This is a genomic window from Corallococcus sicarius (genome assembly GCF_003611735.1).
Classification (GTDB): Bacteria; Myxococcota; Myxococcia; order Myxococcales; family Myxococcaceae; genus Corallococcus; species Corallococcus sicarius.
The window spans coordinates 1-15,282 of record NZ_RAWG01000236.1 but is presented as its reverse complement, the minus strand read 5'-3'; the positions used below and the strand labels follow the sequence as shown (position 1 = coordinate 15,282).

Genomic DNA, 15,282 nt, shown 5'->3' with positions numbered 1-15,282 from the left:
CACGCGAGGCGAGCACCACCTGGGCGCCGGTGGGGAGGGGCAGCAGCAGGTGGTCCAGGGCGTTGCTGCGCTGGAGTCGCAGGGCGTTGCCCCCGCGCCTGGGGATCCGGTCGTCGTGCCCGAGGTGACCAAGCCCGTGGCTGGAGCGGTCCTGTACACCGGCCGCCCCCCGTTTGAAGGGACCGCGGGAGGCGGGGCCGTGGTGAGCCTGTACATCAAGGACGTGAAGTTGACCGACGTGACCGCCAACGGAGCCGGGAGATGGGTTTTCGACTCCACGGCGATGATTCAGGGGCTGCCACTCGCTGACGGCGTGAACTGGATCCAGGCCAGGACGACGGATGGGACGACGACCTCCGCCTCCACGACCATCATCTTCACCGTGGATACGACGGCGCCCACCAAGCCTACGATTAGCGATCCGGATGTCGATAACCGGCGTGTGAGCAGGGCATCGCTGAGCTTTCGAGGCGCCGCTGAAGCCGGCACCCGGGTGAAGCTGCTGCTGACCAGGGTGACCACGCCGATGGTGGAGAACGAGCTTGCCGAGGTCACCAGCGATGCGGGGGGCAACTGGAGCTTCGCACCGTCCTCTTCCCTGGTCCTGGTGGACGGGGCGTACCGCCTCAAGGTGCGCTCCATCGATGCCGCTGACAGAAGCACTGAGTCCGACCTGCGGCTGTTCGCCTTGGATGGCACGGGGCCGGAAACAACCATCGGCAACAAGCCGGCGGCACTCGTGAATCAGACCACCGCGAACTTCACGTTCACCTCGGAGGCCGACGCCACGTTCGAGTGCCTCCTCGATTACAGCGCGTCCCAGTTCGTGCCCTGCAGCGCCGTGGTGGAATTCGCCAACCTGGCGGAGGGGCCGCACATCCTCCTCGTGCGTGCGAAGGATACGGTGGGCAATCTCGATCCGACCCCCGCGGTTCATCGCTGGGAGGTGGACTCGACAAAGCCTGATGCACCCCTGCTGACAGCGCCGCTGGCTGGCGCCTCCGTGGCGACCCGACAGCCCACGATCTCAGGAACGGCCGAGCCTGGAAGCACGGTGACGATCATCCAGACGGTCCCCTCAGGCGCGGTGCTGGTGACGGCGTTAGCGAGCGCGGGTGGCAGCTGGAGCTGGATCGTCACGCCCCAACTCACGGATGGGACCACGTACACGGTGAAGGCCACTGCGACGGACAAAGCCGGGAACGTGAGTCTTGATTCCGGGCTCCGCTCCTTCACCGTGGATGTCACGGCCCCCAACACGACCCTCGGCTCCGGGCCGCCTGCGCTACACCCGTCGACCAGCGCCACCTTCACATTCAGCTCGATTGAGCCGGGAGCGACCTTCAAGTGCAGTCTCGATGGCGGCGCGTTCGAGACCTGTACCAGCCCGCTCACCAGGACCGTCACGAATGGTCCGCACACAATGCATATCCGGGCCGAGGATGCCGCGGGGAATGTCGATCCCACTCCTGCGGTGTCGTCCTGGACAGCGGATGCCCAGAGCCCTGCGGCCCCTGAGATCAACAGTCCGACGGAGGGGCTCTTCGTGAACACGGTCAGGCCTCTGCTCCAGGGGAGCGCGGAGGCCCTGTCCCAGGTGAAGGTCTCCCTGGATGGCAGCTTGAAGGCCACCGTGACCGCGACCGCGCAAGGCAGCTGGAGCTACGTTCCGGCGACGGATCTGTCGCAGGGCGCGCATACGGCATCCGTCGTCGCGGTGGATGCAGCGGGTAACACCAGCAATCCGTCCGCCACTCGCAACTTCACGGTGGACACCGTTTTGCCGGAGACGACCATCACTGCCTCGCCTGCGCCCATCGTGAATCAGACGACGGCGAACTTCACGTTCACGTCCTCCAAGACGGGCTCGACGTTTGAGTGCCTGCTCGACACCGCCCCAAAGTTCACGGAGTGCGAAACGCCGAAGTCCTACACCGTGACATCCGGGCCGCATGTCCTCTACGTGCGTGCGAAGGACACGGCGGGCAACGTGGATCCGATCCCCGCGGTTCATTCGTGGGAGGTGGATGTCGCTGCTCCTGCGGCACCCCTGGTGTCAGCGCCGCTTGCCGATGCCTATGTGGCGACCCGACTGCCCACGATTTCCGGAACGGCCGAGCCGGGAAGCACGGTGACGATCACCTGGTCATCGCCGTCGTCAGACTCCGTGACGGGGACGGCGGTAGCGAGCACGGGCGGTAGCTGGAGCCTGGTCGTTACGAGCCAGCTCACGGATGGCACCACGTACACGGTGAAGGCGAAGGCGACGGACAAGGCCGGAAACGTGGGGCCTGATTCCGCGCCCCGCTCCTTCACCGTGGATGTCACGGCCCCTGACACGATCCTCGACTCCGGGCCCCCGCCCGCACAGCAGTCGACCACCGCCAACTTCACGTTCCACTCGAACGAAACGGGGGGGACTTTCGAGTGCAGCCTCGACGGCGCGGAGTACGCAGCCTGTTCCAGCCCGCATGTCGCGACGGTCGCCAGTGAAGGACTGCACACCCTGCGCATCCGGGCCAAGGATCGAGCGGGGAACCTGGATCCTTCCCCCGTGACCTCAACGTGGACCGTGGATCAGTCCGCGATATCCACGCTGATCACCCTGATGCCACCGCTGCTGACGAATCAGAAGACAGGCACGTTCAATTTCGAGTCCAACAAGACGGGTGCGACCTACGATTGTAGCCTCGACAGCTCTTCGCCCGGCAACCCGACTTTCGTCACCTGCGTCACCCCCTACCTCACGCCTGCGCTTCCGGACGGCTCGCACACGCTGATCGTCCGCGCGCGTGACGGCGCAGGCAACGTGGATCCGACGCCGGAGAGCTACACCTGGACCGTGGATACCACCGCGCCAACGACGCACATTGAGTCCGGGCCGACCACGGTCAACGGGGGCACGACCAACAGCCCCGAGGCGCGGTTCACCTTCAGCTCCAATGAGTTGAACGTGACCTTCCTCTGCGACCGCTCCTACGAGGCTGATGACAGCAGCCCGGGCACCAGCACGGGCTACAGAGAGTGCCCCGCCAACCATGTCCTGACGAACCTGCTCACGGGTAAGTACACCCTCTCCGTGAAGGCGAAGGATCTGGCCGGGAATGAGACTGAGACCGCGTCCCCAGCGGTCTGGACCTGGTGGGTCAACACCAAGTTCCCAAACACCACCCTCAAGGAGTGCCCCCCGACGGGCACGCCTATCAACACGCTCACGAAAACCTTCACGTTCACGTCCGACAAGGACAACGAACCGCCGCCGACGACGCCCATCACCTTCCAGTGCAGTCTGAACGGGAGCACCTTCGCGCGCTGTGACCCGACCCACTCGGTGACCGTGGTCCGGGACGGCTCGTACACGCTCCGGGTCAAGGCGCGTGATTCGTTGGGCAATGAGGATACCGAACCCGCCGAGTGCACCTGGACCGTTGACACCCAGAGCCCCGACACGGTCCTGGAGCAGCACCCCGCGGCCTTCGAACCGAAGTCCCTGGCCCGGTTCACGTTTGCCTACGAGGGATCCGAGCTTGAAGCAGTCCACTTCGAGTGCAGCCTGGGCTCGGCGCCCTTCACGCCGTGCACCAGTCCCTTCGAGGTGCGCGACCTAGCGGATGCGGCCTACACCATGAACATCCGGGCCGTGGATGCCGCGGGGAACCTGGATGGCAGTCCCGCCACCGCTTCGTGGGTGGTGGATACGGAGGCGCCTCCCGTGCCGGTGATGACGAGTCCTGCTCCTGGGGCGATCGTCGCGGTGACCACCCCGGTCCTGCAGGGCAGCGGCGAGCCCGGCAACCGCGTGAGCGTCGCCCTGCGGAATGGACCCGAGATGGGCGTGGCGCTCGTGGACGCGGCCGGGCGCTGGAGCCTCACCCCCGAGCTGTCGCTGCCGGAGGGCGAGAACGCCCTGCAGCTCCGCGCGGAGGACCCCGCCGGGAACGCGAGCGGGGCGCTCGGGGAGTTCTCCCTCACCGTGGACACACGGTCCCCGGAGACCGGCATCGTGGCGGGACCCGAGGGCCGTGTCCGCACGACGAAGACCACGTTCCAGTTCTCCTCGACGGAGGAGGGCGCGACCTTCGAGTGCAGCCTGGACAACGTGGAGTTCGCGGCGTGCGAGTCCGAGATCTCCTTCGACGTGCTCGAAGGTGGCCACTCGCTCCAGGTGCGCTCCAGGGACCGGGCGGGCAACGTGGACACCTCCCCCGAAACGCGTCAGTGGCGCCTCTCCCTGGGCTCCGACACCCGGACCCTGGGCGGCGGCGTGAGCTGCTCCTCCTCCTCGGGAGGGAGCCTGCCGTTCGGGATGCTGGTGGGGCTCGCGGTGCTGGCGCTGGGGGCGCTCAGGCGGCGCAGGGCCTGACCGCGGCTTCAGCGAGAACGCGTCGTGGACTCGGGGCCGCGCTGGCGGAGCAGCGCGGCGGCCCGGGTCCGGACGCTGGCCATGGGGTGTTCACGGGCCGCGTCCTCCAGCGAGGGCACCGCGGCCTCACCCAGGTCCTTGCGGAGGAAGTCCTGGCAGGTGCCGTGGAACCGGTCGCTGACGAGGCAGCGGATGGCGTTCTGGATGACGACGGGCGCGTTCCGGTACGCGGCGTCGTTGCGCAGCGCCGCCCGGTAGGACGCCACGCCATCCACCCAGCGGAGGTTGTCGAAGTTGACGTTCCCCTCCAGGTAGCGGACGTAGGCGCTCGTCGGGTGCTTCGCGGCCAGCTTCTTCAGCGCCGCCAGCGCCGAGTCCCGCCGCTGCGCCTTGATCAACCGATGGGCCTCGTCGATGCCCGGGAGCTGCTCCACGACAGGCTCCCAGGCCGTGGTGCCCGTGGGAGCCTCCGCCCGTGCCTCCTCACCATCCGGAGCCGCCGCGGACGGGCGCTCCGAGGACACGGGCGCCACGCCGGTGGACCTTGACGCCAGGGCCCACGCGCCAAGGCCTGCCGCGGCCAGGGTGAACACCGCCGCGCCACCCAACACCCGGCGCGAGCGGCTCCAGGCGGGCGGGGCCGCGACGGGGCCGGACGGGCGCGCGGCCTCGGAGGCGACCTGGGGCTCCTTCTTCACAATCTCCGTGGGAGCCACCGGCAGGGACTCAGGAGCCCGGGCTTCGGCAGGAGTTCCCACCGGCGTCACGCGCGGCTGCGCCCGGGCGTTCCGGGTCGCGAGCACCTCCTCACTGGGACGCGCCGGCGTGGGCGAGGAGGGGCGCGGCGTCACGGACGCGACGGGCGCCACGGAGAACACCGCCGGACCCGACCAGGCCCCTTCGAGCGCGGCCAGGAACTCCGTGGCGGACTGGAAGCGGTCCCCCGGGGCCTTCTCCATCGCCTTCGCCAGCGTCGCTTCCAGCTCCGCGGAGAAGCCCGCGTCCGGGGCGGCGTCGCGCAACCGGGGCGGCGTCACCTCGCGCTGCATGCGCAAGAGCTCCGCGTTGCTGGTGGCGTTGAAGGGCTTCTTGCCGGTGAGCAGCTCGTAGAGCAGCACGCCGGTGGCGTACAGGTCCGTGGGCGGACCCACCGGCTCACCGTGGATCTGCTCCGGGGCCATGTAGGACGGAGTCCCCAGCATCATCCCCGACGTGATGCCCGTCACCTCGTCGCGCAGCTTCGCGAGCCCGAAGTCGAGGATGCGCACCTGCTCCCCGAGCCCGACGGCGTGGGTGACGATGATGTTCTCGGGCTTGATGTCCCGGTGGATGATGCCCTGGTCATGCGCATGCGCCAGACCCGCGAGCACCTGCCGCAGGGCGCTCAGGGCCCGGGGCGGCGGCAGCGGACCGTCGCGCAGCAGCCCGCGCAGCGTCTCCCCGGTGACGAAGTCCATCACCATGTACGGCGACTCCTGATCCACGCCGAAGTCGATGACCGACACGCAGCACGGATGGGTGAGGCGGCTCATCGCGCGCGCCTCCACCTGGAAGCGCTTGCGGAAGTCGTCATCCCGCGCCGCCCACGCGTGCAGGAACTTGATGGCGACGGACTTGCCCACCTCCAGCCGCTCGCCCCGGTAGACGACGCCCATGCCTCCCGCCGCGAGCCGCTCGATGATGCGGTAGCGCTCCTGCAACACCGAACCAATGCGTGGATCGGTGACGGACGTAGGCTCGTTCATGGGGTGCGCACGATAACAAGCCCTCGGGACCGAGGGCCGATGGAGAGGAGCTGGCCCTCAGACGTGCCTGCGCGTCACGGACCAGATGAAGCCGTCGTACCAGAAGTGCATCAAGGACACGACGAGCGTGCAGGCCCAGAGCCCTTCCAGGTCCGGGTCCAGCAGCTCGGCACCCACCCCATAGGCGAGCACGGTGCCCAGGAAGAGGGCGAGCGCCGGGACGCGGCTTCGCAGCCGCTCCCGGAGGCGCCTGCCTTCCGTGGCCCACACGAGCGCCAGGTACTGCACCGCGTGGAGGAGGTTCATGATGAAGAACGCCTCCCCCCACGTGTCGAAGCCCCAGCAGTAGATGGAGCACGCACCCGTCGTGACGAGCAGGAACACCTTGTGGAACGAGGGCCGGTAGCCCTGACGCCCCAGGCGCACGGAGGCCACGGCGTAGAACACGAGGAACGCGCCGCCCACGGCCAGCACGGCCAGCGTCCACACGCGGTGGGTGGCCGTCATGCGCGCGGGCACGGAGGCGAGCCACGGCATGCCCACCGCCTTGAACGGCTCGAAGCTGCTGAAGTGATCCAGCATCGTCGCGCCCGCGAGGATGGGCCCCGCGTACAGCAGCTGGTTCAGCCAGAAGTCGAGCCGCCGTCCCGCCTCGGGTGGGTTGCCCTGGTTGCGGTCGTAGATGCGCGCCAGGCCGAACGTCTGCGCTCCCGAGTGCCACACGTCCCAGAACGTCGCGAGCACGGTGGCCGCCACCGCCACCACCGCGGAGCCGCGGATGGCCGCCCACGCCAGCACGGGCACCAGGACGAAGCGCAGCGGGTAGCGCCGGAAGACGCTGGGGTTGCCGTGACTGCGGAAGAGCACCGCGACCAGGTGCGCGTGGATGATGCTGCCCACCAACAGCCCGGACCCCGTGTTCTCCCGCCCGAAGAGGCGCACCGGGGCGTCGCTGAACGCCGTGCCCGAGATGGCGATGCCCAGCCCGAGCGCCAGCAGCGGCGGCAGCAGGAAGAAGACCCAGTCGTAGACGGGCCCGACGATGTAGGGCGAGCGCGAGGGGGCCAGGTGCACCTCGCGCACCGGCTCCACCCGGAGCCCTGGCTCCTCAGCGAGGGCTGGCCGGGGAAGTCCCATGCGCCGCCTCCTCCCTCGCCGTGAGCACCACCCGCTCGCCCAGCTCCTCCACCAGCGCGGCGAGGAAGAGGCTCGCTCCCACCAGCTCCAGCGCCTCCTCCAGATGATCGATGAGCGCGTACACGAGGTTGTCGTTGCCGTGCCGCTCCGTCCACCAGCCCAGGGGCAGCTCCATGATCAGCGCACCGCCCACGTACAGCGCGCCCGCGACGATGAACTGCGCCCGCCGCCGCGAGGAGAGCCGCGCGAGGAAGGGGAGGAACGCGAGCCCCCCGAGCACCACGGCGACCGCCGCCGGCACCACCCAGGTGAAGTACAGCACCCCACCCAGCGAGAGCAGGCCGCCCAGGTGCTCGTGGAGGCCCACGCTCTCGTCCAGCGAGATGTACGCGAACAGGACCGCGAGGGCCCACCAGTGGCGCCGCGCCGGCTCGTGCGTCAGCCCCGCGGCCCGCGCGATGCCCGCGAGCACGAGCGCACACGCCAGCAGCAGCCCTGACGCGTACCAGGTGGGAAGGTTCCGCTCGTAGCTCAGGGACAGGAACTCCACGAGCGGCGCCAGCCTCCGCGTGCCGAGCGCGGAGGCCGCGACCTCCACTCCCATGCCCAGGGCGGTCAGCACGCCCGCCGTCGCGAGCAGCCAGCGGCGCATCATGTGGGAGGCGGGGAGCATCGGAACCGGAGGCCGGAGGTTACCCCGGAGGCCATTCCCGATGCGCGTTGTCGCAGGGTCGAAAAGTTTCGCGCCCGCTGTCTCCGGATGGCACTGGGAGCACCTTCACGGACACCGTGGGTGCGACCCCCAAGAAAGGGTGTGATCGATCCGGGGCGCGCGGGGTCAGGTATCGGATATATCGTCCCCCGACGGAGAACCCCCATGTCACGTAAGAATCTGGCCGGTCTGTCCGCGGTGCTGCTGCTCGTCGCCGCCAGCGCGGCCGAGGCGAAGCAGTGGAAGTACGCTGGACTGCACCCGCGCACCGGGCAGCCCGGGGATGGCCTGTGCCACCTCGAGACGACGCACGTGCACTCGGTGGCGCCGCAGCACGCCGACACGCTCTACCGCACGCGCGACAACGTCTACGTCTTCATCGGTGACCCGACGCCCTTCGGCTACGAGGGCCCCCGGCACTCCTACTACGGGCACCACCCGGTGGTGCTCAACGTCATCATCAACATCGACGTGGACGTGGACGACGTGGAGTACTGCTACCACGACGGGCCGCACTACCACGCCTACGAGCCGCCGCCGCGTCAGGAGTTCGTGGACAAGGAGGACGTCCACTACTACGCGGGCGAGTACCCCGAGGACTACCGGCGGGAGAACCCGAAGCTGGTGCGGGTCAACACGGTCTATCGCAACTGGAACGCGCCGCGCCCGGAGGTGACGTTCGCTCCGCCGCCCCAGTACCGCGGCCCCATCATCAACGTGGGCGTCAACGTGGGCGTGAACGTGAACGTGGGCAGGCCGGCTCCGCCTCCGCCGCCGGGCCGGGACGTCATCATCATCCGGGATGACAACGACCACGACCACGACCACTGCAATCACCACAATCACGGCAAGCACAAGAAGCACAAGAACAAGAAGTTCAAGGGACGGAACTGAGCATGCTGCGCAAGGGATTCCCGCTGGTGGCGCTGCTGCTGGCGGGCTGCTCCAGCAGTGCGGATGACGTGCTGGACGCGTGGAAGGCGGCGGGTGAGACTCCCTCCGGTTTCACCGACGTGGGCGAGAAGCTGCCCGGGGGCAAGTGCAAGGCCGGCAAGGTGAGCGGCCTGGATGCCACGGTGTGCGTCTTCGACAGCGCGGAGAAGGCCCAGAAGGCGGAAGAGGGCGGCTGGGCGCTCGTCGGCACCGCCGTCGGCTCCGCGGTGGTGTCGGGCAAGTGGGTGCTCGTCATCTCCGATCCCCGCAAGGAGGACCCGAGCGGGCGGCGCATGAACGTGCTGGTGAAGGCGTACCAGAAGAAGACGGGCTGAGGCAGGCTGACGGGCATGAAGCGCCCGCTCTGAAGGCGCGCGGGGCCTACTGCGCCGCGGCGGGGTCCATCCAGAAGATCTCCCACTGGTGGCCGTCGAGGTCCTGGAAGCCCCGCTGGTACATGAAGCCCTGATCCATCTTCTCCTTGTACTCGTAGCCGCCCGCCGCCACGGCCTTGTCCAACATCGCGTCGACCTGGGCCCGGCTGTCCATGGAGAGGGAGATGAGCACCTCGGTCACCTTCGTGGCGTCCGCGATCTCCTTCTTCGTGAAGGTCTTGAAGAAGTCCTTCACCAGGAGCATCGCGTAGATGTCCTCGGCGATGATCATGCAGGTGGCGTTGGCGTCGGTGAACTTGGGGTTGAACGTGTAGCCCAGCTTCGTGAAGAAGCCGACCGAGCGGTCGAGCGACTGGACGGGGAGGTTCACGAAGATCTTGGTGGCCATGGTGGGTCTCCTTCGGAATGGGTGAGGGGCGGAATGTCGCCTTCATCCACACGACGAATGTGGCTCCGGGAGATCGACACGGCATTTTCCTTCTTTTTCCCCGGCCCTCCGCCTCAGAGCAGCTTGCCCGGATTGAGGATGCCCCCCGGGTCCAGGGCGGCCTTGACGGTGTGATGCAGGCGCAGGGTCTCCGGGCCGAGCTGGGCGCTCAGGAACGCTCGCTTGAGTGAACCCACGCCATGCTCGCCGGTGATGGTCCCTCCCAGGTCCAGCGCCGCGCGCAGGATGTCGTCGAACGCTTCCTTCGCCCGGGCCATCACCTCCGGGTCCTTCCGGTCGAAGACGACGGTGGGGTGCATGTTCCCGTCGCCCGCGTGCCCGAAGGTCCCGATGCGCACGCCGCGCTGATCCGCGATGCGCTCCACCGCCGCGAGCAGCTCCGGGATGCGGGAGATGGGCACGCCCACGTCGTCCAGCAGCGTCGCGCCCTGCTGCTCCAGCGCGGGAAAGGCCAGCCGCCGCGCTTGCATGAGCAGCTCGCCCTCGGCTTCGTCGGGGGTGTTCATCACGAAGGACGCGCCGGACCGCTCACAGGCCGCCGCCATCAGCCCGAGCTCCTCCTCGCCCTGCGCGCCGCCCGCGTCGGAGCGCGCCAGCAACAAGGCCGCGGCCTGGACGTCCAGGCCCATGGGTTTCCAGGACTCGACGGCGCGCACGGTGGTGCGGTCCATCAGCTCCAGCAGGGACGGGCGCGTCGTCGCCATGATGTCGGAGACGGCGGTGCCCGCGCCCACGAGCGTGGGGAAGGTGGCCAGGAGCGTCGTGGCCCTGGGCGGCCGGGGACGCAGCCGCAGGGTGGCCTCGGTGATGATGCCCAGCGTCCCCTCGGAGCCGACGAAGAGCCGCGTGAGATCATAGCCCGCGACGTTCTTCACGGTGCGCCCGCCGGTGCGCACGACGGAGCCGTCCGCGAGCACCACCTCCAGGCCCAGCACCGCGTCCCCCGTCACGCCGTACTTCACGCAGCACAGGCCGCCCGCGTTGGTCGCCAGGTTGCCGCCGAGGGTGGAGAACTCCCAGCTCGCGGGATCCGGCGCGTACCAGAGCCCCTGTTCGGCCGCGGCGGCCTTCAGCGCGGCGTTGAGCGCGCCGGGCTGGACGACGGCCAACATGCCGCGCCGGTCCACCTCCAGCACGCGGTTCATCCGCAGCAGGGAGACGAGGATGCAGCCCTCGCTGGCGTTCGCGCCTCCTGACAGGCCGGAGCCCGCGCCCCGCGCCACCACCGGGACCCGGAGCGCCGAGGCCACGCGGAGCACGGCCTGCACCTCCTCCGTGGACGCGGGCCGCACGAGCACGCGCGGCATGCCGGAAGGCGCCCACTCCGCCTGGTCGTGCCGATGCGCATCGAGCACGTCCCGGTCGGTGACGAGCGACTCCGCCGGCAACACCTCCGAAAGCGCCCGCACCACGTCCACTGTCACGATAGGCCTCCCAGCTCCCCGGGGAATGAACGCAGGGCAGAGGTCATCCTGCGGTCCGTCCCTCGCGCCCAGCTTGCCCCAGGTCCGCGACCTCCGCGCCTGCGCCCAGGACCTGCGCCAGGAAGGTTCGCAGCGCCGCCGCCGCGCGTCGAGCGGCGAGGGCATTGAAGAGGATGCCTGCCTGGGGGTCGTTCGCGCCCTCGAAGGTGAAGGCATGCATCGCGTGGCCGTAGGCCTGGAGCTGCCAGTCGGCGCCCGCGTCGGTCAGCTCCCGGGCGATGGCCAGCACGGCGTCGGGCCGCGCGGTCGGATCCTCCCAGCCGTGCAGCAGGAGGACGCTCGCGGTGATGGGCGGCTGTGCTCCGAAGCTCGGGGGTAGGCTCGGGGGATGGAGCACGCCATGGATGCTCACGGCGCCCGTCAGCCCTTCGGGAGCGCTGCGCGCGAGGTCCAGGGCGCAGAGCCCTCCGAAGCAATAGCCCACCACCGCGATGCGCGTGGGGTCCACCCGGGGATGGCGCTTCGCCGCCTCCAGGCCCGCGAGCATCCTGCGGCGCAGCAGGGCCCGGTCTTCGATGAACGGACCCATGAGGTGTGAGTTGTCTCCCGTCACCTCGCCGCGCACACCCTTCCCATACACATCCAGCGCGAAGCCGACGTAGCCCTGCTCCGCATAGCCCTCCGCCATGGAGCGCATGATGGCGTTCTGCCCATCCCATGCATGGGCAATCAGGACACAGGGCCGTCTGTCTTCGTGGCCGGTGTCATGGGCGGCATACCCCTGACAGATTGTCTCGCCATCGAAGTAGTCGAGCGGCTCCGCATGGATCCGCGAGGAGGAGGAAGACGACATCCGGGTGGCTCCTTTCAAGACAAGCAGCCCCCACGCTGCACGCCTCCGGCTCCGCCGTCTTGAACGAATGCGACATCTTCAGAAGAAGTGCGCGAGCCCCTGGGGGACATCCTCCCGAGCGGGATTGAAGTAGTCGGCGAGCAGGGAGCGGGGCGTCCTGGAGAAACGCCCGGGAGTGCGCCCCAGGTAGCGCCGCCACATGCGGACTTGATGGGCCTGGTCGCTGAAGCCCTCGAACGCATCTCCCTGGCCCGTCTGCGCCGCGAGCAGGCTCGAATGGATCCGATCAAGCGCGAGCAACCGCCGGGGGGAATGCCCGACGTGGTCCCGGAACCAGCGCTCCAGCTGGCGCGTCGACACCGCCACGGCCCGGGCCGCCGCCTCCACGCGCGAGGTCCGCCGCAAGGCATCCCAGGCCCGCGCGAACCGTTCGAACTCCTCCGCGGGCTTCGTCGCGGCCAGGCGTCCGAGCAGCCATGCATCCAGGCGCGCGGCCACCCGGTGGGGCTCCCACGCCGCCGCAAGGTCGTCCGCGAGCCGCCGGGCCGGGCCATCTCCCAGCACGGCGCCCAGCTCCAGCAACTCATCGCTCGCGGCCAGCCCGGTCGCGGGGAAGAGGCGCGCGAGGCCGGCGGGCTTCAGCATGACCATGACGAAGGAGCAGCCCTCGCCGGAGCTCCACGCGCGCGGACGGCTCTGGACCCCCAGCAGCGAGGTTCGCGGCGCCCCTGCCGCGAACTCACTCCCACAGGGCCTGCCAAAATTGATGGTCAACACCGCCGCCGGAGACGGCGTGGTGTCGATGGGCTTCCCCGCATGAGCGCCCTGCAGGTCCTCGATGAACCAGTACCCCATCACCAGGGGCCTCAGTGGCGCGGCGGGAGGTCGCTTGAGGAAGAGCACGGGTCCCCGGTTCTACCATCAGGCCCGGTGCATGCTCCGGGGCCGTGCTGGCACGCGCCCGGGCGCCCGTGAAAACACTCGTCGCCTCGCGGGTCCGCATGGCACGGTTCGACGACGTGAGTGTGGCGCATCCCTCCCTGGCCGTGACGTTCTTCGACGAAGCCCCGCGTCGAGAAGACATGCCCTCACGCCTCGCGAGCCCGTTCCACCCGGGGCCGCCGCACCCCCTGGCGCGGAAGGCAGCGGAGGCCCTCCAGGAGCGGTTGAAACAAGGGCCGTGGGACGCGCTGTGGCAGCCCGGTGGCGGGAAGATGTTCGGCGTGCTCGTCGTCGCGGAGCCGGGAGGACGGCTCGGGTACCTGTGTGCGTTCTCCGGGATGCTGGACGGCGCCTGGAACGTGGAGGGCTTCGCGCCCCCGTTGTTCGACCCCGTCGCGCGTGATGCGTTCCTGCCGGCGGGTGAGGCGGAGCTGGCCGCATGGGGACAGCAGCATGCGGAGTGGGTTCGAAAAGCGGAGCAGGTGCGAACGCAGCTCGCGGCGCTGTCCGCGGAGCCTGAGCGCGCCCTCGCCGGACCGCGGGCGGCGCTGCGAGAGTTCGAGGCCCGCCGCGCCGAAGTCGAACACCTGCGCGCTGAACGCTCCCGCGCCCTGTGGTGGCAGGTGGCCCACAGCTATGTGATTCCCAACGCGCGGGGGGAAAGCCAGCCATTGGCCGCGCTGTTCGCGCCGCGCCCACCGCCGGGAGGGGCCGGGGACTGCGCGGCGCCCAAGCTGCTGGCGCAGGCCTTCCGCCATCACCTGGAACCCCTGGCGCTCGCGGAGTTCTGGTGGGGCGCGCCGCCGCTCGATGGTCGGCGTCAGGCCGGGGCGTACTACCCCGCATGTGAAAGCAAATGCGGCACGGTGCTGCCGTACATGCTGCAAGGCCTGTCGGTGGACCCCGCGCCCCGGAGGGCCTCCGCCATCGACGACCCCCGGCTCCTGCATGAGGACCCATGGCTCCTCGTCGTCGACAAGCCCGTCGGGCTGCCTTCACTGCCCGGGCGCCATGCTCCCGGCCGCGACTCGGTGCTCGTCCGACTCCTGCCGCGCTTCCCGGCCCTGTCCGGCCCCCTCTTCATCCAGGACCTGGAGCCCGAGTCCTCCGGGCTCCTCGTGATTGCACGTGACACCGCGACCCAGGCCGCGCTCCTGCGTCAGTTCGCGCGTCGCGAGGCCGAGCACCGGCACGTCGCCTGGGTTGAAGGGCGCGTGGAGGCAGACGCGGGCCTCATCGAGCTGCCCCTGCGCGGTACGTCCACCGCCCCGCTCGAGGCGTGCGTGGACAGGGTTCACGGCAAGCGGGCCATGACAGCGTGGAAGGCCTTGCGTCACGACGAACGCAGGACGCGGGTGGAGCTGGTGCCCGTGACGCGGCATCCGCACCAGCTGCGCATCCATGCCGCGCACCGCCTGGGATTGGCAGCCCCCATCGTCGGGGACGCGCGCTTCGGCAAGGAGGACACGCGGCTCATGCTCCACGCGGGAGCGCTGAGCTTCACGCATCCCCACACGGGCGAGCGTCTGTCGTTCACGTCCCCCGCGCCGTTCTGGAGTTGAGCAGACCAATGTCATGTCATGGGCACGGTGGGCGTCGGATGCCTCTCACGGACCCCTCCCCAACGTGCCGCATGCTTGCGTGAGGCCTGAAAGGCGAGCAATACCTGGACTTCGTGAAGAGGGGGATCCGTGCTCGACCTGAAGCCTGAACCCGAACCCTGGATGCCCCTCACGGGCGACGAAGAACGCCAGGCGTTGGATCACCCGTGGCCCTCGCCCGCCAGGGGCGGCGTGCGCTTCGTCGTCGAAGGGGACTTCTTCCGCCAGGAGCACGACGCGCGGCTGGAGCTCTACCGCGACCTGTCGGAGCGGATGCTCGCCGTCTTCCGCGAGCTCACGCCCTGGGGCGGCTGGCTCTACGCCCTGGATCCCCATCACGCCTGCTACCGCTTCCACCCGCATGTCCCCTTCGAGCGGGGCGCGTCGCTGCAGGAGATGACCGGCCTCTACACGCGCAAGCACATGGATCAGGTGGAGCGGGGCATCCACCCTCCGGCCTTCGCACCACGCTGGGCCATGGACGTCCACCCGGCGGGGGACCCGGAGCACGTCTTCGCGCCGCCGGACTTCCACTTCGTCTTCGCGGCGCGCTACCGCGTGGGCAACTTCGACGGCCTGGAGGCACCGGGCCGGGGGCCCATCGAGTCGGAGACCTACGAACTGCTGGGACCGCGCCTCATCGCCGCCGTGGACCGGAACCCGCCCGCGCTCTTCCGTCGGGCCCGCAGGGTGGACTCCGAGGACTGACGCGGGGGGAGGCGGGGCTTC

12 protein-coding genes are annotated in these 15,282 nt (G+C 69.4%); 5 read left to right on the top strand and 7 right to left on the bottom strand.

Annotated features, from left to right (window positions below):
• Positions 1-382 precede the first annotated feature (382 nt).
• A complete protein-coding gene (locus tag D7X12_RS29255) occupies positions 383-4,363 on the top strand; it encodes an Ig-like domain-containing protein (RefSeq protein WP_158620144.1) in 3,981 nt (1,326 codons plus the stop codon).
• A gap of 8 nt (positions 4,364-4,371) precedes the next feature.
• Here D7X12_RS29255 and D7X12_RS29250 read toward each other — a convergent pair whose 3' ends face one another.
• The 3 genes from D7X12_RS29250 to D7X12_RS29240 are packed head-to-tail and all read right to left on the bottom strand — an operon-like array spanning position 4,372 to position 7,918.
• Complete coding sequence (locus tag D7X12_RS29250; protein ID WP_120628544.1) at positions 4,372-6,108, bottom strand: serine/threonine-protein kinase; 1,737 nt, start codon at positions 6,106-6,108, stop codon at positions 4,372-4,374.
• A gap of 57 nt (positions 6,109-6,165) precedes the next feature.
• Positions 6,166-7,245 carry a hypothetical protein gene (locus D7X12_RS29245; protein WP_244224848.1) on the bottom strand — a complete coding sequence of 360 codons (1,080 nt, stop codon included), beginning with the start codon at positions 7,243-7,245 and terminating at the stop codon, positions 6,166-6,168.
• Complete coding sequence (locus D7X12_RS29240) at positions 7,217-7,918, bottom strand: DUF8692 domain-containing protein (RefSeq protein WP_120628542.1); 702 nt, start codon at positions 7,916-7,918, stop codon at positions 7,217-7,219. The genes D7X12_RS29245 and D7X12_RS29240 overlap by 29 nt, the downstream gene beginning before the upstream one ends.
• A gap of 204 nt (positions 7,919-8,122) precedes the next feature.
• Between D7X12_RS29240 and D7X12_RS29235 the strand changes: the two genes are divergently transcribed.
• Both D7X12_RS29235 and D7X12_RS29230 read left to right on the top strand, forming a co-directional pair.
• Complete coding sequence (locus D7X12_RS29235; protein WP_120628541.1) at positions 8,123-8,851, top strand: hypothetical protein; 729 nt, start codon at positions 8,123-8,125, stop codon at positions 8,849-8,851.
• Positions 8,852-8,853: 2 nt separating this feature from the next.
• The gene (locus D7X12_RS29230; RefSeq protein WP_120628540.1) at positions 8,854-9,225 is read left to right on the top strand and encodes a hypothetical protein; all 372 of its coding nucleotides are present in this window, start codon (positions 8,854-8,856) and stop codon (positions 9,223-9,225) included.
• Between the two features lie 46 nt (positions 9,226-9,271).
• Here D7X12_RS29230 and D7X12_RS29225 read toward each other — a convergent pair whose 3' ends face one another.
• From D7X12_RS29225 to D7X12_RS29210, 4 genes are all read right to left on the bottom strand, one after another.
• Entirely contained in the window at positions 9,272-9,673 is a 402-nt protein-coding gene (locus tag D7X12_RS29225) for a VOC family protein (protein ID WP_120628539.1), read from the bottom strand.
• Between the two features lie 113 nt (positions 9,674-9,786).
• The gene (locus D7X12_RS29220; protein ID WP_120628538.1) at positions 9,787-11,157 is read right to left on the bottom strand and encodes an FAD-binding oxidoreductase; all 1,371 of its coding nucleotides are present in this window, start codon (positions 11,155-11,157) and stop codon (positions 9,787-9,789) included.
• Between the two features lie 43 nt (positions 11,158-11,200).
• Entirely contained in the window at positions 11,201-12,010 is an 810-nt protein-coding gene (locus D7X12_RS29215) for a dienelactone hydrolase family protein (protein WP_120628537.1), read from the bottom strand.
• Between the two features lie 78 nt (positions 12,011-12,088).
• Positions 12,089-12,913 (bottom strand): helix-turn-helix domain-containing protein, encoded by an 825-nt coding sequence (locus D7X12_RS29210; protein ID WP_120628536.1) that lies wholly within the window; start codon positions 12,911-12,913, stop codon positions 12,089-12,091.
• Between the two features lie 98 nt (positions 12,914-13,011).
• Between D7X12_RS29210 and D7X12_RS29205 the strand changes: the two genes are divergently transcribed.
• Both D7X12_RS29205 and D7X12_RS29200 read left to right on the top strand, forming a co-directional pair.
• On the top strand, positions 13,012-14,514 hold the full coding sequence (locus D7X12_RS29205) for an RluA family pseudouridine synthase (RefSeq protein ID WP_120628535.1): 1,503 nt from the start codon (positions 13,012-13,014) through the stop codon (positions 14,512-14,514).
• A gap of 129 nt (positions 14,515-14,643) precedes the next feature.
• Positions 14,644-15,261, top strand: a complete 618-nt coding sequence (locus D7X12_RS29200) for a DUF2716 domain-containing protein (RefSeq protein WP_120628534.1) — start codon at positions 14,644-14,646, stop codon at positions 15,259-15,261.
• The last annotated feature ends 21 nt before the right edge of the window (positions 15,262-15,282 follow it).